This window comes from Streptococcus infantis, assembly GCF_000963255.1.
GTDB lineage: Bacteria > Bacillota > Bacilli > Lactobacillales > Streptococcaceae > Streptococcus > Streptococcus nidrosiense.
The window spans coordinates 1-21438 of the sequence record NZ_JYOV01000005.1; the positions used below are offsets into that span (position 1 = coordinate 1).

A 21438-nucleotide genomic window follows, 5' to 3' on the forward strand; every position below is an offset into this window, starting at 1 on the left:
TGGAATATCTACAGTTGGTGTGATGGTTGCTTTACCATCTGTTCCTGCTGTAGCTTCACCAATCTTGTTACCATCTTTGTCGAACAATTCAACCTTAGTACCTGGTTCTGCTGTCACTTCAACTGGTGTCTTAGTTCCTGCTTTACCTGTTAGGTCTGTATCTACAACTGGTGTGCTTGGTTTCGCTGGTGTTGCTGCTGTAGCTACTTTTGGTGCACTTTCATCTGATGTTTGACCATCTTTTGTAGCTTTCGCTGTTACATTACCTGCTGGAATATCTACAGTTGGTGTGATGGTTGCTTTACCATCTGTTCCTGCTGTAGCTTCACCAATCTTGTTACCATCTTTGTCGAACAATTCAACCTTAGTACCTGGTTCTGCTGTCACTTCAACTGGTGTCTTAGTTCCTGCTTTACCTGTAAGGTCTGTATCTACAACTGGTGTGCTTGGTTTCGCTGGAGTTGCTGCTGTAGCTTCTTTTGGTGCGCTTGCATCTGATGTTTGACCATCTTTTGTAGCTTTAGCTGTCACATTACCTTCTGGAATATCTACAGTTGGTGTGATTTTAGCTTTACCATTTTCATCAGCTACGCCTTCACCAATCTTGTTACCATCTTTGTCGAACAATTCTACCTTAGTACCTGGTTCTGCTGTCACTTCAACTGGTGTCTTAGTTCCTGCTTTACCTGTAAGGTCTGTATCTACAACTGGTGTGCTTGGTTTAGCTGGTGTTGCTGCTGTAGCTTCTTTTGGTGCGCTTGCATCTGATGTTTGACCATCTTTTGTAGCTTTAGCTGTCACATTACCTTCTGGAATATCTACAGTTGGTGTGATTTTAGCTTTACCATTTTCATCAGCTACGCCTTCACCAATCTTGTTACCATCTTTGTCGAACAATTCTACCTTAGTACCTGGTTCTGCTGTCACTTCAACTGGTGTCTTAGTTCCTGCTTTACCTGTAAGGTCTGTATCTACAACTGGTGTGCTTGGTTTCGCTGGTGTTGCTGCTGTAGCTTCTTTTGGTGCGCTTGCATCTGATGTTTGACCATCTTTTGTAGCTTTAGCTGTCACATTACCTTCTGGAATATCTACAGTTGGTGTGATTTTAGCTTTACCATTTTCATCAGCTACGCCTTCACCAATCTTGTTACCATCTTTGTCAAACAATTCTACCTTAGTACCTGGTTCTGCTGTCACTTCAACTGGTGTCTTAGTTCCTGCTTTACCTGTAAGGTCTGTATCTACAACTGGTGTGCTTGGTTTCGCTGGTGTTGCTGCTGTAGCTTCTTTTGGTGCGCTTGCATCTGATGTTTGACCATCTTTTGTAGCTTTAGCTGTCACATTACCTTCTGGAATATCTACAGTTGGTGTGATTTTAGCTTTACCATTTTCATCAGCTACGCCTTCACCAATCTTGTTACCATCTTTGTCGAACAACTCAACTGTTGATCCTGGTTCTGCTGTCACTTCAACTGGGATCTTAGTGCCGGCTTTACCTGTTAGGTCTGTGTTCACAACTGGTTTCGCTGGTGCTGTGGTATCTTTGACTACAAAATCTGATAATGGTTTTTTATCTGTAGAACCGTCAGTGTATGTTACTACAAGATTTCCAGCGTTATCTTTTTCTACTGATTTAATCTTAGTCTTAGCATCTTCAGCATCTACAGTTTTACCTTTTTTGTCTGCAAAGTTGGCATCATCATTAGTTTGAGCATACTCAATTTGCAGTTTTTCTTTGATTTTATCTAACTCAGCGTCTGTTACCTTAGTTGGATCTGCTACTTCAACTTTATCAGCTGGAGCTGGAGTTGCTATATCGTATTTAGATGTTTGATTTTTAACTACAAATCGAACATATCCTGGTTTTTCTTTAGCGTTAGGATCTACATCTAGCGCTCTGTAATCAGTGTTTGAAAGTTCGCCATTGTTGTCTTTAGAAACGATAAAACTTGTCCACTCTTGACCAGCTTTAAGGTTTGTAGTACCAGTCATCTTGATAGTAGCTGATGTCTTATCTTCAGATACTGAACCTTCTCCAGTCACTGCGCCATTTTCAACTTTACCTGTTGTAAATCCATATTTATTCGCGTTATTCCATGAAACATCTCCAGGTCCACGTAGGTAAAGATCTTTAACTTCTTTTTCATCCGTACCTTTGAAAGTTAGATCAGTGTTTTCACCTGTATAAACATAGATTTGTTTATTAGCTTCATTTGAGTATGGAAGTTCAACTGTTGGAGCTACGTTTACAAATTCTGATAATGGTTTTTTATCTATAGAGCCATCTGTATAAGTTACTACAAGATTTCCATTGTCATCTTTTGTGACTGATTGAATCTTATTAGTTTTATCAGCTGGTGTACCTTTTTTGCCTGCTAAGTTCGCATCATCGTTGTTTTTAGAGTACTCAAGTTGTACTTTTTCTTTGATTTTAGCTAGCTCAGCTTCTGTTACGTTAGCTGGATCTGCTACAGTAACTTTTTCGGTCGGAGTTGCAATATCATATTTTTGATTTTGTGGCTTAAGCACGACACGGAATGCGCCTGGGTCAGTTGTAGTTGAGCCACCTGTGGCTTTATTCTCAATCAGTGCACCATCTGTATCAGTTGCAGTCGCATAACGCCATCCTAAAGGCAAACCAGCTGGATTTTCTCCCTTAGTTGCTGCAGTTAGTCTGTCTTGTGTCAAACCATCTGTCGCTGCCGGAGTACCTCTATAAGTAATGACTGCTGGTGCATCTGCTGTTGCGGGTGTTTCACTAGAGATAACATTTGCTTTAAAGCCATATTGAGTGTTGATGGTATCTGCTTCGCCAGCAACAGAACCAAAGTCCTTGTTACCTCCTTGTTTTACAGTAGCACTTGCAATTTTTCCGCTATCATCTTTGAACTTGATATCGAATGAGTTTTCTTCCCCACCGTATACATAAACTTCTTTAGTATCTTTGTTTGAGTAAGGAATTTCTACTGTTGGAGCTACGTTTACAAACTCTGATAATGGTTTTTTATCTATTGAGCCATCTGTATAAGTTACTACAAGATTTCCATTGTCATCTTTTGTGACTGATTGAATCTTATTAGTTTTATCAGCTGTTGTACCTTTTTTGTCTGCTAAGTTAGCATCATCGTTGTTTTTAGAGTACTCAAGTTGTACTTTTTCTTTGATTTTAGCTAGCTCAGCTTCGGTTACGTTAGCTGGATCTGCTACAGTAACTTTTTCGGTCGGAGTTGCAATATCATATTTTTGATTTTGTGGCTTAAGCACGACACGGAATGCACCTGGGTCAGTTGCAGTTGTGCCACCTGTGGCTGTATTCTCAATCAGTGCACCATCTGTATCAGTTGCAGTCGCATAACGCCATCCTAAAGGCAAACCAGCTGGATTTTCTCCCTTAGTTGCTGCAGTTAGTCTGTCTTGTGTCAAACCATCTGTCGCTGCCGGAGTACCTCTATAAGTAATGACTGCTGGTGCATCTGCTGTTGCGGGTGTTTCAGCATTGATAACATTTGCTTTAAATCCGTATTGAGTATTGATGGTATCTGCTTCGCCAGCAACAGAACCAAAGTCTTTGTTACCTCCTTGTTTTACAGTAGCACTTGCAATTTTTCCGCTATCATCTTTGAATTTGATATCGAATGAGCTTTCTTCCCCACCATATACATAAACTTCTTTAGTATCTTTATTTGAGTAAGGAATCTCTACTGTTGGAGCTACGTTTACGAATTCTGATAATGGTTTTTTATCTATAGAGCCATCTGCATAGGTTACTACAAGATTTCCATCAGCATCTTTTGTGACTGATTGAATCTTATTAGTTTTATCAGCTGTTGTACCTTTTTTGTCTGCTAAGTTCGCATCATCGTTGTTTTTAGAGTACTCAAGTTGTACTTTTTCTTTGATTTTAGCTAGCTCAGCTTCGGTCACGTTAGCTGGATCTGCTACAGTAACTTTTTCGGTTGGAGTAGCAATATCATATTTTTGATTTTGTGGCTTAAGCACGACACGGAATGCACCTGGATCAGTTGCAGTTGAGCCACCTGTGGCTTTATTTTCAATAAGGGCACCATCAGTATCAGTCGCAGTGGCATAACGCCAGCCTAAAACCAAACCATCTGGATTTTCGCCTTTAGTTGCTGCAGTTAGTCTATCTTGTGTCAAACCATCTGTCGCTGCTGGTGTACCTCTATAAGTAATAACTGCTGGTGCATCTGCTGTTGCTGGTGTTTCACTAGAGATAACATTTGCTTTAAATCCATATTGAGTGTTGATGGTATCTGCTTCGCCAGCAACAGAACCAAAGTCCTTGTTACCTCCTTGTTTTACAGTAGCACTTGCAATTTTTCCGCTATCATCTTTGAACTTGATATCGAATGAGTTTTCTTCCCCACCATATACATAAACTTCTTTATCAGCTTTATTAGAGTACGGAATCTCTACTGTTGGAGCCTCGTTTTGACGTGCAGGATTTACAACTACAGTAACTTCAATCTCACCTGACTCTTTACCTTGGCTATCAACGGCTTTATACTTAACTGTGTAAGTGCCTTGGGTATTTGTATCAACTGTCTTAGTTGCTGTGTTACCATTTACTGAAACAACTTCAGCATGAACCTTATCACCTAGGGTTGCTTGAGCATCATCTTCTTTATCTGCTACTGTCACAAGAGATGCAAGGTCAAGTTGAGCACCTTGAGCAACAGTTTTTTCGTTTCCTTCAACTGCTGATGCAATAGTTGGTGCTTGGTTTTCTACTGAGCGTGGTTCCCATCCAGCCACACTTGAGAAACCACCTTCCACCACGTTTGAGATAGATGATACTTCTGTACCAGCAATCTTATCAGCCATTGTAAGGACAATCGTATCTTCAAACTTACCATGTGCGTATGATTTTACAGTTGCCTTATCTGACTTCTGTGACACCCATGCAGCTGAGGCATTGTCACGTTTAACTGGAATCTCAACCGTTTGTCCTGCAGTATTTGTATAGCGCAAGTAAGCAATCCCTGCATCGTGAGGAACCTTAAGAGTCACCTCTTTTTGCCCTGCAATAACAGCATCTTGATTAGTAGACAAGCTTGAAGGTTCAACTGTTGTCATACCGACAGATACCGGTACTGTACGGCGACTACTTTCAGTTCCGTTCACAGTTTGACTCACCTGTACTATTTGACGTGGTTTAATAGTTGTACCATCACCTTGGTTGTTGTTCAAGGCTGTTGGAAGCTCTCCTGTAGTCCAGTTTCCATCGTTGTCAACAGTGACATTGCCGATATTTTGTTCACGACCATCAATATAAAGTTTGATAGTTGCCCCTGGAGTTCCTGTACCTGAAAGAGTGCTTGAAGTCGAAGCTACTGTCTGAACAGGAACGTTGACAGAAGTATTGGTCAAGTTTGGAGTTACGCTTGGTGTTGCAACCTGACTAACCAAGTGCTTGTCGTACTTACCTGAGATCGCATTCCAGTTAAATCTTGGTAGGTTCCCTGATGATTCGACACCTGCAAGATAAGAAATTGTTTGTGATGGGTCTTCAACCACTGTACGGTAGCGAACAGTAAACTTGCGAACACCTGAGTAAATACTTGTTTGAAGGACGTAGACCTTCTTGGAATTGCCCATAACACCACTCAAACCATCGACCTTATTATAGTCTTTAGATCCGGTAGAATTTTTCACACGCATCTCAAGTTTATTGCCATCGTCAATATACTGAACCCCTTCTGCGCGTGCTATTCCAGCACCAGACTCCTTATTTGCATCCTTCCAACCATATCGATTTATGTAGACACCGTCATAATCTGTAACAAAATTATAAGGATCCGATACGTTTTTAGGGATTGTGAAATACCAGTAGCCTCCTGGTTTATCATACTGGGCCTCATTAAAGGTCACAGTCCACTCAAGAACCGGGCGCCCCTGACCAGATGGGTCAGTAGGTACTGTTTTCCCATTGACAACCTCATAGTCATCTAGTTGTCTGTACTCGATCTTAGCACGTTGAGTTGGATCTCCACCATTTAACGTAGCCTGTCTATTTTGCCAGACATATTTAATATCTCTTCCTTCCATCGAACGATCTTGAGCACGTTCTTGTCCCGCCGCTCGACGGCTTCTTGACTTAGGTTGAGTGGCTGAAGTTTCTGTATTTTGGTCTGTTTCTTCAGCTTTTTCTTCTGAAGCCTCAGTCTTTTCCTCTGCTACTTCAGCTTTTTCTTCTGTTACTACTGTTGCTACTTTTTCTTCTTTGGCAGCAAGTTGAGCTACTGCCTCTTTGAGACTAGCAACCGCTGCATCTACTTGATCTTGACTAGCTTCTGCATTTGTCAAAACCTTTTGAGCCTGTTCAAGCGCTGTGTTTAAACGAGAAAGAGAATCTTCTGTTTTTCCTGTCTTGTCCAAGCCTTTCACTTCTTCAACCAACTGGGTCAAAGCTTCTTTGTTAACCACTTTGACTGTTGGTTTCTCTGCTACAACCGCCTCTTCAACTGCTACTGGTTGAGTTGCTACAGTAGCGGGCGCTTTATAATTCCCCACCTCTTCATCAGGGCTGGCCTTGCTATCTGAGTTGGTAGTGGTGGTTTCTACCTCCCCCTTACCAGCAACTGTATCCGCCTTAACTGTTGGAGTCACCAAAGTTGCCCCAACTGCAAAAACAAGCGAACAACCAAAAAGGAAGTGTTTTCCTTTTTTAATCATACGCCAATTCTTTTGAGTTGCATTTTTACGATTAAAATACATGACATTGTCTCCTTTTATAAAATAAAAGCATGTTTTCTACATACACTATCATTATACAACACCCCCGATGTATAGTCAATGAAAGGGTATTTATTTTTTTTTTTTTTTTGATTTTACTCTCTTTTTATACTAAAATTTTCTAAAGAAAATAATTCCGAGCATAATCTTTATTCTTTTTATAAATCCTGTGATATAATAGAGGGTAATTGAAATTTATCCCGAATATTCATAAACAGTATAGTATAGGAGAAACTCAATGAGAACATTATTAACTCAAAAAGAACAACGGCAATTAAGGATTTTAGAATATTTATTTGAAAATCCAAGCTGGATTCATCTGGACCCTTTAGCAGAAGCTCTCGATATCAACACTCGTATCATTAAAAGCGATATCAAGGAAATGCGTGATGTCCTCTCTTGCTTTGAAATTCAATCTTCAACCGCTGGTATCAGACTAGCTAATAATGGCAATCTAGGTATTGAACGAATTTACCGCCACGTTTTACAAAATTCTTCTAACTTTCAGGTATTAAAAGCCTTCTTTTTATTAGAAGCACCGTTTACCTACGAACATCTAGCCCAAACACTCGATGTTTCACTACCTGCACTTCGCAAGAAAGTCGCTGAGATTAACAGTGTCTTGCAAAACAATTACCGCTTCAAACTCAAGGTCACTCCAATCTCTATCATTGGTGATGAAAGAGACATCCGCTTCTTTTTCGCCCAGTACTTCCATGAAGCCTATGGTTACTTCAAATGGCCGTTTATTGATTCTAAGGAAGATATCGAAGGATTTGTTCGTTTCTTCCTAGATATAACAGGCTTCCCTGCCAACTATGCAAACCTATTTCAGATAGAAACACTAGTCGCTGTTAATTTGCACCGTTTTAGAATTGGTGCTACTATTCAAACAGCAGGTGATTCTTCAAGTGTTCTCCCTTTATATGACCAACTCTCTGAATTTAAGAACCAGCTTGAACCTCTGGCTAAGGGGCTGAACATTGAAATTAACCGTGACACTTTAGATCAACTGTTTTACTCTTATACCCAAGAAGGAATCTTCTTTACAGTTGAGGAATTCCTAGATGCACGATCAGTTGATAAACAAGTCAACCGATCTTACCACGCTGCCCGAGATGTCCTTGATAACTTAACACGTGAGTTTGGCGTTCAATTTTCAAATACAGATGAACTAGTCTGGCATTTGCACAACACCGCCCTTCTTGAACGTCAAGAAATCAACTCCGAATCCATCATTTCACACAACAAATCCTATGCTCTCAACAAAATTAAGAAATTTTTCCCTGAATTTTATGAAGCATCTGTTTTCGAAATGATGCGCTACAAGTCTAGCCTGGGACAAAAAGAACATGCCTATGCAGTTGTTCACCTTGTCTATACCCTTTTCACCCACGCTTCAGATTTGATGGAACAACTGTTAGAAGCTCATAGTAACATTCGTGTCCTTGTTTTGAGTGAGTTTGACTTTGCCCACCCTCATGCTTTAATCTCTCTTTATACATTCTACACCTCTAAAAATATCCAATTTGAAACTTGGGATAAGGAGACACTAGATGTTGATGAGATTATGAATGCTGGATATGATGCCATTTTAACAAACTTCGATATAGATGGACTAAAACATCCAAATCTAATCAATATCGGTCGCATGTCCAATCTTCAGGTTATTAACCAACTGAACACTATCTCAATTGGTAAACTTTAAGAAAGTCTATTGAAGAATAGATTTGCTCAGACATTAGAATCTTATAGAACAATTCCCATAACCTATAAAAGCGAAGATACCATAACTCTAACTATCGAAATTCTGGTATCTTCGCTTTTTACTATTTTGATTTTTAAAAAAGGAAATTTAGTGCTTTAAACCGAAAAGACTCTTTCTGCTACTTGTATAGTTTCTATTTCTCTATCCTTGCTTCGGCATCTGCCACTACTTGGGCAAGGCTGGTTTGGCTCAGCTCCTGCTCCATGGCGAGCTGAATCTTTTGTAATTTCTCATCTAAAACTCCATGGATATTTGCGCCAACTGGACAGGCTGGATTGGGATTATCGTGAAAACTAAAGAGTTGACCAGTCTTTCCTAGACATTCAACTGCTTGGTAAACATCTAAAAGACTGATATCCTCTAGATTTTTGATAATTGCCGCTCCACCAGTTCCACGCGCAACTGAAATCAACTCAGCTTTTTTCAGTTGAGACAAGGTCTTACGGATAATGACAGGATTAACTCCAACGCTACTAGCAAGAAAATCACTAGTCACCTTACTTTCTTTCCCTTTTAAGGCTATGATAATCAACATATGGGTCGCGATGGTAAATCGACTTGAAATTTGCATAAGGTTCTCCTTTTTCTATTAGACTAGTTCGTTTTTTTATATTTATTATATCTCTTGTAGTTGTAATGTCAAGAGTTACCACTCAGCCAGTCATCTAGTTCTGCATCATGCCCTTGACTTTGGGCAATTTCATGAAGTAGTTCCTGATTATGGGTATGGTGAATCCCATTAACCAAGCTTTCATAATAAACTTGGTAGTAGGGTAATTGTAACTCTTTGGCTAGTTGTAATTCTGCCTCAATATCATAATCAACCCGACGGAAATCGACATCTTTCAAGCCTTTTTCATCAAACTCTAAAATCATGTACTGAGCACGTAAGTCCTTGCGTAAATTTTCAGATAAAAAGAAGGGTTGCCCAATGGAACCTGGATTCAGGATGAGCTGGCCACCACTACCATAACGAAGAAACTGTTGATGGATATGCCCGTAAATGGCAATATCGCAGTCAGGATTGGTGACAAGACGGTCAAAGTCCTCTTGCTTTCCAAGATGAATCAGTTCTCGTCCCCAATTTTTATCAGGCAAGTGATGGCTAATCCCTAGCTTCAAATCTCCAAACTGACGATGCACTTGCAAGGGATAGTCCTGCAGTTCCTCAATCTCCTCAACACTGAGTTCTTCCATAATATACTGACACTGGCGCAGGAGATAACGATGACTGGGTCTACTTTCATCCAACTGACGATGGCAAGCGCGCCATAAGCTCTCCTCCCAATTCCCTAAAACTCTAAGGGTGATGGGTAAAGTGTCCAGTATCTGGAGAATATTTTTTCGTCCTGTTCCAGGCATGAGGATATCTCCCAAGAGCCAATACTCATCAACCTCCGCCTTCTGCGCATCTGTCAGAACAGCCTCCAAAGCTGTCGTATTGCCATGTATATCCGATAATACTGCGATTTTTGTCATATCTCTTCCTCTTAGCTTTTCTCTTTTTATTATAACAAACTCCAAGTCAAAGTCAAAAAGCATCTATATTCCTATCGTTTTTTACTTTACTTTTTTAGTGAAAAGGAATACAATGAAGGTAATAAGAATGAGGAGGTTTTTGCTATGGCACAACGTTATGAAAACATCATGGTAGCGGTTGACGGTTCTAAGGAAGCTGACTTGGCTTTCATCAAAGGGGTTCATTCAGCACTGCGTAACCAAGCAAAACTAACTATTGCCCATGTCATTGACACACGTGCTCTTCAAAGCATCTCAACATTTGATGCCGAAGTTTACGAAGAATTGCAAGTCGAGGCCAACGATTTGATGGCTGAATACGAAAAACGTGCAAAAGATGCTGGGCTCACAGACATTAAAGTTGTTATTGAGATGGGAAATCCTAAAACTCTCTTAGCTAAAACAATTCCAGATAAAGAAAAGGTTGATTTGATTTTGGTTGGAGCAACAGGACTCAATGCCTTTGAGCGCCTGCTAGTTGGTTCTTCATCAGAATATATCCTACGCCATACCAGCGTTGACCTTCTCGTCGTTAGAGATAAGGATAAAACTTTGTAATAAAAACAGAAATGAGGTTGGGATTTTTCTCCTAACCTCATTTTTTTATAAACTATTGATGTCGTAGTTGAAACTAGGAACTCAAAACATCATTCCAGGCTTCCTCTGCGATCGCCTATTTTTTATCTTCTCTTTCCTTATGGCGCTCATAGGCCTTTATCTGGCGCTCAATCTCCTTTTTAATAGCAGGTTCTGGAGCGTATTTTTCTTCCCAGTCATCTGGTTTTAGGATCTTGTGGGTCACTGGATCAAAATGAGCTTTTCCATCAGGGAATATTTTACCCATATTTGCTTGATGGACAATGTCAAAAATCCGCTCTGGATCCACCCCCATCAAAACAAAGCTACCATAGGTGAAGTACAAAGTATCAATCAAGGCATCTACTTGTCCTACCAAATCTTGCTTAGCAGGTGTCTTCTTGACTACTTTCTCTGCTGCTTGATCAAGAGCTTGGTGTAACTGTCCTACTGCCTGTTCAAAATCTTCTTCAGAAGAGCTAGCAGCTCGGACAAACTCCACCAACTCTTCTATCTTAAATCCTGCTCTATGGGTGGCTCCTTCTAAGTCCCAAGCTTGAGGCTCCTCTTGAGTTCGTTCATCCATCATGTGGTGGAAGGTCTTGACCTTATTAAAATGGTAATCACGACTGACAAAGACTTTTTCTGAAGCCAGAACACCAAAATGCTCTAAAGCTTTGTGAATCCCATCTTGCTGGTTGCTGGTTGTGATATGCTTAGCGACTTCTTTGACACTGCTACTACCATTGCCCATAGCGACTGACATCCCAACACCCGCCAGCATCTCTAGGTCGTTGTCCGAGTCACCAAAGGCCATGACTTGATTGAGATCAAAACCATACTCTTTTCCGACTCGGCGAATGCCTTCTAGCTTGGAATTCCCTTGGTTGATGACATCAGCCGCAAAAGGATTACTACGAGTCAATTTCAAGTCTTGAAAATCAGCTGCCGCTTTTTCAGATTCTTCTGGTGTCATTAGCATCAAAACTTGATAAATGGGCTGATTCATCAACTGAAGCAAGTCTTCTTCCTTCTGAGGAACGACCTTACTCACCATTCGATTAAAGGAATGACTAACTGTACGGGTCAACATAGAGGGAACAAAACGACTCACTCTTTGCGAAAAAGAACCAAGACCAAAAGACATGATTTTTGAACCCAGCATGGCATCCTTAGTCCCCAAAGCAATCTCCTTGCCCTCTTTTTTAGCATAGGCTATCAACTGCCGTAAATGAGATTTGGAAAGAGGACTTGTAAACAAGACTCTGTCTTTATTAAAGATATATTGGCCGTTATAGGTTACAGCAAAATCCAGATCTAAATCTTCCATTAAATCCTTAACAAAAAAAGGTCCTCGCCCTGTCGCTACTCCAACAAGTACTCCCTGTTCCTTTACAATCTTAATCGCATCCTTAGTGGATTTCAAAACACTCTTGCGATCGTTGACCAGTGTTCCATCGATATCAAAAAAAACAGCTTTGACTTCCATCCTACCTCAATCTCCCCTTTTGTGATACAATGATTATACCACATTTCAGAAAGAGTGAGTAAATCATGCCTAAGAAAATCCTTGTTTTACATACGGGTGGTACTATTTCCATGCAAGCCGATGACTCTGGTGCTGTTGTGACTAGTCAAGACAACCCTATGAATCATGTATCCAATCCACTTGAGGGAGTTGAAGTCCATGCTCTCGACTTTTTTAATCTGCCAAGTCCCCATATTAAACCCAAGCATATGCTGGCCCTCTATCAAAAAATTAAAGAGGAGGCTGATTATTATGACGGTTTCGTGATTACACATGGGACAGATACCTTGGAGGAAACTGCCTATTTCCTTGATACTATGGAGGTTCCTCACAAACCGATCGTGCTAACAGGGGCCATGCGTAGTTCCAACGAGCTTGGAAGCGATGGCGTCTACAATTATCTCAGTGCCCTTCGCGTAGCGAGTGACGATAAGGCTGCTGATAAGGGTGTCTTGGTCGTGATGAATGACGAAATTCACGCTGCTAAGTATGTGACCAAGACGCATACAACAAATGTTAGCACCTTTCAAACGCCGACCCATGGCCCTCTTGGGCTCATCATGAAACACGAGATTCTCTACTTCAAAACAGCTGAACCCCGTGTTCGTTTTGACCTTGATAAGATTCAAGGCTTGGTCCCTATTATCCCTGTCTATGCCGGTATGACAGAAGAACTCCTTGATTTACTTCCCGTTGACCAACTGGATGGACTTATTATTCAGGCTTTTGGTGCTGGAAATGTTCCCAAGGAAACAGCACAAAAATTGAACGCCCTTATCCAAGAAGGACTCCCAATCGCCTTGGTCTCTCGTTGTTTTAACGGGATTGCCGAACCTGTTTATGCCTATGAAGGTGGTGGCGTTTGCCTGCAAAATGCTGGTGTCTTCTTTGTCAAAGAGTTAAACGCTCAAAAGGCTCGTCTCAAACTCCTCATTGCTATCAATGCTGGCCTCACAGGAGAGGAATTACGAGCCTATATGGAAGGATAATACTCTTCGAAAATCAAATTCAAACCTCGTCAACGTCGCCTTGCCGTACTCAAGTACAGCCTGCGGCTAGTTTCCTAGTTTGCTCTTTGATTTTCATTGAGTATAAAAAAGTCGGTGAGATAGAAATTACTAGATCAAGTCTTGTTTTCTAGTCACCCCGCAAGCCTTCTACCATCAACTTGATGCTTGAACTATTGACCAAAAAGTTTTTGCTACTAAAAGGCGAGGTCGGGATTTTTATCCCGACCTCTTCTTGTTAATCTTTACGAGTTGAATGACGTTCAACTAAACCATGTGGCAAAAGAACTTCACGTTCTTCTAACTCTTCCTTATGCATAATCTTAGTCAACATACGCATACTAATAGCACCAAGATCATACAAAGGTTGCGCAATGGTGGTTAGGTTTGGACGAGTATAGCGTGCGATTTGTGAATCATCACTGGTGATAATTTCAAAGTCTTCCGGTACAGAAACTCCCTTGTCAGCAAGTCCGTTCAAAACACCTGCTGCTAGTTCATCTCCTGTTACAACCGCTGCTGTTGCTTTAGAAGAAATCAAACGTTCTGCCAAGACATAGCCATCATCATAACGGTATTTTGATTCGAAAACAAGGCCTTCACTATAGTTAATTCCCACTTCTTTCAAAGCATCTTTGTAACCAGCCAAGCGAATCTTACCATTAATATCATCCACTAATGGTCCACTAACAAAGGCAATTTTTTTGTTTCGCTTCAAAAGATGACGGACTGCATCAACAGTAGCATGTTTATAGTCAATATTGACACTTGGAAGCTGGTGCTCCACATCCACTGTTCCTGCAAGAACCACAGGTGTGCGTGAGCGTGAAAACTCTGAGCGAATCTTCTCCGTTAAATGATAACCCATGAAGATAACGCCATCCACCTGTTTAGAAAAGAGAGTATTGACCACAGATACTTCCTTTTCATCATCCTCGTCGCTATTGGCAAGGACGATATTGTATTTGTACATCTCCGCGATATCATCAATCCCTTTAGCAAGGGTAGAGAAATAAGTGTTTGTGATATCTGGAATAACAACTCCAACTGTTGTAGTTTTCTTACTTGCTAGACCACGAGCTACTGCATTAGGGCGGTAGTCAAGGCGATCAATGACCTCTAGAACTTTCTTACGGGTGTTTTCCTTGACATTCTTATTGCCATTGACAACACGACTGACAGTCGCCATTGACACTCCCGCTTCTCGGGCAACGTCATAAATTGTTACTGTATCATCTGTGTTCATTCCGTTTCCTTTCTACTTTGAAAATTTTGTTTTCATGATTCTACTGTTCTCATTTTACCACTAATTGTAAGCATTTTCAAGCATTTGATGAAGATTCGTTGAAAAAATTTCAAAATCATTCTCATATTTTTAAAGGTAGTTGACTTTTCTTGATTTTTCTAGCAGTTTGCAGTATGATAATAAGAAAATCAATCAGGAGATAGGGATGGCTTTTACAGATTCTCATAGACGATGCGCCAGTTTCGGTGTGGTGACCAATTTACCCGACGATGTTATCGATTCAATCTGGTATATAATCGATCATTTTTTAAAGCATGTTTTTGAGCTAGAAGATGAATTGGAATTTCGACTTTTGAATCATGAAGGCTCCATCACTTTTCGTTTTTCTAGTCAACATCTACCAACAACGATTGACTTCGACTTCAATCATCCCTTTGACCCACTCTATCCACCTAAAGTTCTGGTCATGGATATGGACGGAAAGGAAACCATTCTCCTACCAGAAGAAAATGACCTATTTTAAAAACTCTAGTCTCCTCTATCTACTTAGGGAAACTAGAGTTTTCTTTTTGCTAATAAATGGAACGACTGACTACTATACCACTTGGTTTGGTGTATTCTAAGTCAAGATAATCCTGATAAGTTCCTGGGACGATAAATCCTTGGGGGCTGAGAATGTCTGTTCCAGCTTTACCCACGATAGAGTCAGCTAATAAAACACAATTTGTGCTGAGAACAAAATAGGTCTTAAACTTGGACGAACTGAACTTATAAAGAGTGGCATCAGCCTCGTGTTTCAGCTGATAAGAGTAGGTATGCTTGATCTCCCCTTCTCTTCTTTTCATGAGTTGAGAACTTGGTTCCCAAGGAATTAAGAGTTCTTCAATTTCTCTCAGTTGTTCTTCTATAGCTTTTTTCTGTTGCTCAGACAAGCTTAAGCCATAGGCAAATAGAGTTTTCTGACTTTCTCTCTTACAGAGTTCGATGTATTTCTCTTTATTGGCCTTAAACAAAACTCCATCCCCTATCATCCCAAATAAACGTTCCGAGTGCGGATCATAAGAACCATAGGAAATAACCTGACCTTGATAGCAGATATCCACATGCCCCATGGCTAAAAAGAATGATGATTCTGAAGCATGGATAAAAATTTCCATATCAACTGTCTGGTCATTCTTTCTCTCTGAATGTACTTCGCTTTCTTCCGTCTGATGAGTAGATAACATTTCATTCCATCGTCGTAAAGTGCTGATTGGAATCAAGGCTGTCATGAATATAGGCAGTGTCATTCTCATTCTGCGCTTCAGCTTGGGATTACTTCTCCCTTTTTCGAAATAGAAACCATCCCTGACACTACTCGCTCCCAACATGATTAAGTAAAAACCTAACAGGAGCAACTCAAAATTTGTCGCATCATGAAAAGGGGAGATACTATAGAGACCAAATCCCATCATCCACAAAGCATCAAATAAGTAATTGAGCCTCGGATGGATATGATTATTTCGGTAAATCAACCAAGTAATCAGACTGATTAGACCTGTAAACAGTTGATAACCTCCGATAATCATCACAAGGAGATAGAGAGCTATTCCTTGCAGGATGACTGAATCAAATAGGATGACTGCAAGAAAGAGCTTGGCTAGTGTTACAAAAATATTTTCTCTACGGGATTTCTCCTGAAACCATCGTGTCAATAAATGCCAAACAGCCGACAAAGAAAAATAACCCATCAAGAGTTGATAACCAAGTCTCGGTACAATCTGCCCAAAACAAATCAAGAGAAGACCTAGGATAATAGCTAGCATTCCCTCCCCTAGACTTCTCCATTTACTATAAGTTTCAGAAAACTTAGGCATTTTCTTTCTCCAATTGACGATACAAGTGGCAAATCGGTTGTTTCAGCGTTGGATGAATAAAATGCGGAGCTATTTCCTGTAAAGACTCTAAAACAAAGAGGCGCTCAGCAATATAAGGATGAGGCAAGATGAGGTCGTCTGTATAGATGACTTGGTCCTCTACAAAAAGCAAATCCAGGTCAATCAAGCGAGGTCCCCAATGCACCTCTCTGACCCGTCCCATTTCTGCCTCAATAGCCAATAAGGTTTCTAACAAGATTGGAGCTGGCAACCAGGTTTCCACTTCAATGACTTGATTGGCAAAACTATCCTGCTCCACACCACCCCAAGGTTCGGTCCTAATCACACTAGACTCTTTGAGAATGTGGATGCCACGAGCTTGCATTTTGTCAATCGCTTGCTGGAGATTAGTCATCTTATCCCCCATATTGCTTCCTAAAGCGATAAAGGCACGCTGTTTGCGACGGTGGATGGTTACTGAACAAGTATCCAGCGGAAGATGGATAGGTGCCCAAGGTTTTTTTAGTTCCAGCTCAATCTCTTGAACGATAGGGTAGGTCTCAAAAGTACGCTCTACTAGTTTGTAGGCTACTGTTTCAATCAGGTCTTCGCTTTCTTCCTGAAACCAAGTCGTCCATTGCTGGCAAAGTTCTCCGTAATGGACAGAAGCAGTTAAATCCAAGTCTGTCGCAGCCTTGGTCATATCATAGGATAGGGTGGCTGAAACGACAAACTTCTGCCCCAGTTCCTTCTCACTAGGAAAGAGTCCATGAAAGGCGAAAATTTCTAGGTCTTTAATTCGCAGTTGATCCATAACTAGTCCTTTCTAGAAAAATCCGCTTGACGCGGATTTTTTATAGTCCCATCAGACGATAAGCCTGATCCCGAAGATCCTTATCTGTCTCAAATAGACCACGAGCTACTGTAGTCAAGGTCGCAGTTCCTGGTTTTCGAACACCACGCATACTCATACACATATGCTCTGCTTCAATGACAACAAAAGCTCCCTTAGCACCCAAATACTCCATCAAGGCATCAGCAACTTCGATATTCAAACGCTCTTGAATCTGTGGCTTTTTAGAGTAAACTTCCACAGTACGAGCTAACTTTGATAAACCTGCTACACGCCCATCTGGGATATAGGCAATGTGAGCTCGACCATAAAATGGTAAGAAGTGATGTTCACACATGGTATGGAAAAAGATATCCTTTTCCACTACCATATTGTCATCGATAATCTCAAAAGATTTTGACAGGTGCTCTTCAGCAGTTTGCCCAAGACCTGAAAAAATCTCTTGGTACATACGAGCGACACGGGCTGGTGTTTCCTGCAAGCCTTCGCGATTTGCATCCTCACCAACTGCCTCGATAATCATTTTTACAGCTTCTTCAATCTTTTGTGTATCCATTCTAATTTTTCCCCTCCATTAGGTAGGCTCTCACTTGGGCTAAAAAGTATAATGAGCCCGTGATAATCCTAACTGTTTTTTTCTCTTCATTTTCTGATAATTTTTGGTCTAGAAATTCTTGCCAATCTTGGTAGTTGAGATTTCTAGAATCAGACATCTCTTTCAAGACTTTTTCATCCGTCGCCCGACTATCCTCAAAATGAGTTAGCGTAATCTTAGTACCGGGCAAGGTTTCTAGCAAGTCCAACATATCCTCCAAGTCCTTGGTTTTGATACAAGTAAAGAGGATTTCCTTCTGATAGTCCGTAAAGCGTTTTTTCAAGGTATCCAACAAGGCCTTGATGGCATGAGGATTGTGTGCTCCATCCAAAATCATCAAGGGTTCTCTAGAAACAACTTCCAAGCGTCCAGGCCATCTTGTTTCTTCCAAAGCTTGAGCCACTAAAGCATTATCTGGCAATTCTCGACCAGTCGCTTGGCAATAGCTATCTAACAAGGCCAGCGCCATCCCTGCATTCTCTATCTGGTGCAAACCAAGCAATCCTGTTTGGAAACGACCTTGTCTAACAGCACTTGTATAGTCAAAGACCTCTCCAGTCACAATACTCTCATGATGGCTTACCTGATAATCTCTTCCATAAAAAATTCTAGCAGCCTGTTTTTCCTCTGCAATTTGGTCTATCACAGCCAAGGCTTCTGGGACAATGTGACCAGTCACTAGAGGAATTCCTTGTTTGATAATCCCTGCTTTCTGCTCTGCGATGGCTTCTAGACTGTCACCCAGTAGGGCTACATGATCCAATCCTATGGTCGTGATCCCTGTTAGAATGGGTTGACAGACATTGGTACTATCCAAAAGTCCGCCCATACCAACTTCCATAATCGCCACATCGACTTGTTCAGATGCAAAATAGTCATAGGCTATGGCAGTGATAATCTCGAATTCTGTCGTTCCTTGCAAGGCTTGAGCATGCTCTCCTTCAAGTAGTGAACGATAATCCGCCATCAAGGACTCTAATCTTGCTTCTGGGATAGATTTCCCATTAATGGCAATCTGGTCGGTATAATGAATCAGATAGGGTGAGCTAAAGACTCCAACTCTTAGCCCCATCTTTTCCAGCATATTTTTCAAAAAGGCTATAGTAGAGCCCTTGCCATTGGTTCCTCCGATGTGGATAACCTTAAGCTTAAGATGGGGATTGCCTCGTAGGGCTAATAGCTTCATCATTCTCTCCAAACCAAAGTGCGGTTGGTCTGTCCGATAGTTAGCTATCCACTGATTGGTTTCGTTTTTATTCATCTTACTTATATTGTTTCAAATCTAAATTTTCCGCATGGTCTGCTAGACGGATAGCAGACGCAATTTCGACTGCCATCTTGTGGCTGGCTACATCGTGCACGCGCACCACTTCAACACCTTGTCTAGCAGCAATACTGGTTACATGAGCCGAAGCCGTATCACGATTGCGGAAGCCAGCTTCAGTATCTGGATTTACTTCAAATCCATTTTCTTCTAGAATATTGATGACAAAGCGCTTGCGTGAGACTCCTAAAAAGATAGGATAGCCCATCTCGTGAAGCTTATCAAGGTCACGTAGGAGGATGAGATTTTCCTTTTTGGTCAAACCAAAGCCAATCCCTGGATCCAGCATGATGTTTTCTTTCGAAATCCCTGCTTTTTCCGTTCTTACTAGAGCACGATCAAAGAAAGCTGTCATCAATTCTTCAACTGATAGTTGTTCAAATTCAGCCAAGTCTTCCTTTGTAAAAGTCTCTCCAAAGCCAAAATGAGGAAATATGAGTGAACTAGGGTGCTGAGGGCGTGCCATGACTGGATTGAACATGATGACCACCTGAGCTTCAGTCTTAGCAACCACCTCTGCCATCTTCTCATCACCCATGAGGCCTGTAATGTCATTGACTATATTGGCACCAGCCTGTAAAGCTGCTTCTGCCACCTGACTCTTCCAAGTATCGACCGAAATCAGAACATCACTTTCTTGACGAATAGCCTGAATGACTGGAACCACACGCTGGATTTCCTCTTCAATCTCAACATAGCTACTTCCAGGTCGAGTAGATTCTCCACCGATATCTAAGATAGTGGCACCTTCAGCTATCAATTTTCGAGCCTGTTTTAAGGCTTCCTCAATAGCAAAAAATTGGCCTCCGTCAGAAAAAGAATCTGGGGTGACATTGATAATACCGCAAATAGCTGTTTTTGTAAGATTCTCTCTTTTTTCCACGATTATCACTCAAATTTCATTTAGATTGGTATTCCTCTATTTTACTGTTTTTTTTGGATTCTGTCCAATTATCCCTCGGTACTCCCAAACTTTAAAAGAGCGCAAAAAAAGGAGAACCTGAGTCCTCCTTTTCTATATTCTTATTTTTCAGTCAAAGCTGCAAGCCCTGGAAGAACTTTACCTTCGAGAAGTTCCATTGAAGCTCCACCACCAGTAGAGATCCATGAGAACTTGTCTGCACGTCCAAGGTTGATAGCTGCGGCAGCTGAGTCACCACCACCGATGATTGATTTAACGCCTGGTTGTTTCACGATAGCGTCCATCACACCGATTGTACCAGCTTGGAAGTCAGGGTTTTCAAATACACCCATAGGTCCGTTCCATACAACTGTTTTCGCACCAGTCAAAGCTTCGTCAAATTTAGCGATAGATTTTGGACCGATATCCAAACCAAGGAATCCTGGGTCTACTGCTTCACCTTCAGTGTCTTTCACTTCAGTGTAGTCAGCAAATGCATTAGCTTCTTTTGAGTCAACTGGCAAGATCAATTTGCCGTTTGCTTTTTCAAGAAGAGCTTTCGCAACATCCAATTTGTCTTCTTCTACAAGTGAGTTACCGATTTCGATACCTTGAGCTTTGTAGAATGTGTAAGTCATACCACCACCGATAAGAACTTTATCAGCTTTTTCAAGCAAGTTTTCGATAACACCGATCTTGTCTGAAACTTTTGAACCACCAAGGATAGCCACGAATGGACGTTCTGGAGCTTCAACAGCTTCTTGGATGTAAGCAATTTCGTTTTCAAGAAGGAATCCTGCAACTGCTTTTTCAACGTTTGCTGAGATACCAACGTTAGATGCGTGTGCACGGTGAGCTGTACCGAATGCATCGTTTACGAAGATACCATCTCCAAGTGATGCCCAGTATTTACCAAGTTCAGGATCGTTTTTAGATTCTTTCTTACCGTCAACATCTTCAAAACGAGTGTTTTCAACCAAAAGAACTTGTCCATCTTCAAGAGCGTTGATAGCTGCTTCCAATTCAGCACCACGAGTTACACCTGGAAGGAAAGTAACTTCTTGACCCAATTTAGCAGCCAAGTCAGCAGCTACAGGAGCAAGTGATTTACCAGCTTTGTCTGCTTCTTCTTTTACACGTCCAAGGTGAGAGAAAAGAATCGCACGTCCACCTTGTTCAAGGATGTACTTGATAGTTGGAAGAGCTGCAGTGATACGGTTGTCATTAGTAATCACGCCATCTTTTACAGGAACGTTGAAGTCAACACGAACGAGAACTTTTTTCCCTTTCAACTCAACGTCTTTAACAGTCAATTTTGCCATTTGGAAAGACTCCTTAATTTTTTTTACGTGTTAATTATATCACAAAATCAATAAAAGAGATAGCAAAACCTTAAACTTTTATCCACAACAATTTTTCTCGATTAATTAAGGACAGTGCATGTAACTACGACAGAATACTCTACCATTTTTATTCTCCTCCCCTATACAAAAAGATTTGACACTTAAAA

General features: G+C 41.0%; 15 protein-coding genes. 4 read left to right on the top strand and 11 right to left on the bottom strand.

Annotated elements, in window-relative coordinates:
- Positions 1-6738: hypothetical protein (locus tag TZ96_RS01700; protein ID WP_045762640.1), on the bottom strand; the 6738-nt coding region annotated here is incomplete at its 3' end.
- Between the two features lie 256 nt (positions 6739-6994).
- Between TZ96_RS01700 and TZ96_RS01705 the strand changes: the two genes are divergently transcribed.
- The gene (locus TZ96_RS01705) at positions 6995-8464 is read left to right on the top strand and encodes a M protein trans-acting positive regulator PRD domain-containing protein (RefSeq protein WP_045762641.1); all 1470 of its coding nucleotides are present in this window, start codon (positions 6995-6997) and stop codon (positions 8462-8464) included.
- 193 nt (positions 8465-8657) lie between these two features.
- Here TZ96_RS01705 and TZ96_RS01710 read toward each other — a convergent pair whose 3' ends face one another.
- Complete coding sequence (locus TZ96_RS01710) at positions 8658-9095, bottom strand: Rrf2 family transcriptional regulator (protein ID WP_045762642.1); 438 nt, start codon at positions 9093-9095, stop codon at positions 8658-8660.
- 68 nt (positions 9096-9163) lie between these two features.
- Positions 9164-10003 carry a metallophosphoesterase family protein gene (locus tag TZ96_RS01715; protein ID WP_045762733.1) on the bottom strand — a complete coding sequence of 280 codons (840 nt, stop codon included), beginning with the start codon at positions 10001-10003 and terminating at the stop codon, positions 9164-9166.
- 144 nt (positions 10004-10147) lie between these two features.
- Between TZ96_RS01715 and TZ96_RS01720 the strand changes: the two genes are divergently transcribed.
- Positions 10148-10600: a universal stress protein gene (locus tag TZ96_RS01720; protein ID WP_045762643.1), complete on the top strand. Its 453-nt coding sequence runs from the start codon at positions 10148-10150 to the stop codon at positions 10598-10600.
- Positions 10601-10715: 115 nt separating this feature from the next.
- Here the strand turns inward: TZ96_RS01720 and TZ96_RS01725 are convergent, their stop codons facing one another.
- The gene (locus tag TZ96_RS01725; RefSeq protein WP_045762644.1) at positions 10716-12107 is read right to left on the bottom strand and encodes a Cof-type HAD-IIB family hydrolase; all 1392 of its coding nucleotides are present in this window, start codon (positions 12105-12107) and stop codon (positions 10716-10718) included.
- A 65-nt stretch (positions 12108-12172) separates the two neighbouring features.
- Here TZ96_RS01725 and TZ96_RS01730 point away from each other — a divergent pair, with 65 nt between their 5' ends.
- A complete protein-coding gene (locus TZ96_RS01730) occupies positions 12173-13135 on the top strand; it encodes an asparaginase (protein WP_045762645.1) in 963 nt (320 codons plus the stop codon).
- A 256-nt stretch (positions 13136-13391) separates the two neighbouring features.
- On the opposite strand, the gene ccpA is transcribed toward TZ96_RS01730, so the two are convergent.
- Positions 13392-14399 (bottom strand): catabolite control protein A, encoded by a 1008-nt coding sequence (gene ccpA / locus TZ96_RS01735; protein ID WP_045762646.1) that lies wholly within the window; start codon positions 14397-14399, stop codon positions 13392-13394.
- 205 nt (positions 14400-14604) lie between these two features.
- Here ccpA and TZ96_RS01740 point away from each other — a divergent pair, with 205 nt between their 5' ends.
- Entirely contained in the window at positions 14605-14922 is a 318-nt protein-coding gene (locus TZ96_RS01740) for a DUF960 domain-containing protein (RefSeq protein ID WP_000885928.1), read from the top strand.
- A gap of 49 nt (positions 14923-14971) precedes the next feature.
- Here TZ96_RS01740 and TZ96_RS01745 read toward each other — a convergent pair whose 3' ends face one another.
- From TZ96_RS01745 to TZ96_RS01770, 6 genes are all read right to left on the bottom strand, one after another.
- Positions 14972-16255: a hypothetical protein gene (locus TZ96_RS01745; protein WP_045762647.1), complete on the bottom strand. Its 1284-nt coding sequence runs from the start codon at positions 16253-16255 to the stop codon at positions 14972-14974.
- On the bottom strand, positions 16248-17069 hold the full coding sequence (gene folK, locus TZ96_RS01750; protein WP_045762648.1) for a 2-amino-4-hydroxy-6-hydroxymethyldihydropteridine diphosphokinase: 822 nt from the start codon (positions 17067-17069) through the stop codon (positions 16248-16250). The genes TZ96_RS01745 and folK overlap by 8 nt, the downstream gene beginning before the upstream one ends.
- A gap of 40 nt (positions 17070-17109) precedes the next feature.
- A complete protein-coding gene (folE, locus tag TZ96_RS01755) occupies positions 17110-17664 on the bottom strand; it encodes a GTP cyclohydrolase I FolE (RefSeq protein ID WP_000380927.1) in 555 nt (184 codons plus the stop codon).
- Position 17665: 1 nt separating this feature from the next.
- On the bottom strand, positions 17666-18964 hold the full coding sequence (locus TZ96_RS01760; RefSeq protein WP_045762649.1) for a bifunctional folylpolyglutamate synthase/dihydrofolate synthase: 1299 nt from the start codon (positions 18962-18964) through the stop codon (positions 17666-17668).
- 1 nt (position 18965) lies between these two features.
- Entirely contained in the window at positions 18966-19910 is a 945-nt protein-coding gene (gene folP / locus TZ96_RS01765) for a dihydropteroate synthase (protein ID WP_045762650.1), read from the bottom strand.
- 140 nt (positions 19911-20050) lie between these two features.
- The gene (locus tag TZ96_RS01770; RefSeq protein WP_001096781.1) at positions 20051-21250 is read right to left on the bottom strand and encodes a phosphoglycerate kinase; all 1200 of its coding nucleotides are present in this window, start codon (positions 21248-21250) and stop codon (positions 20051-20053) included.
- Between the last annotated feature and the right edge of the window lie 188 nt (positions 21251-21438).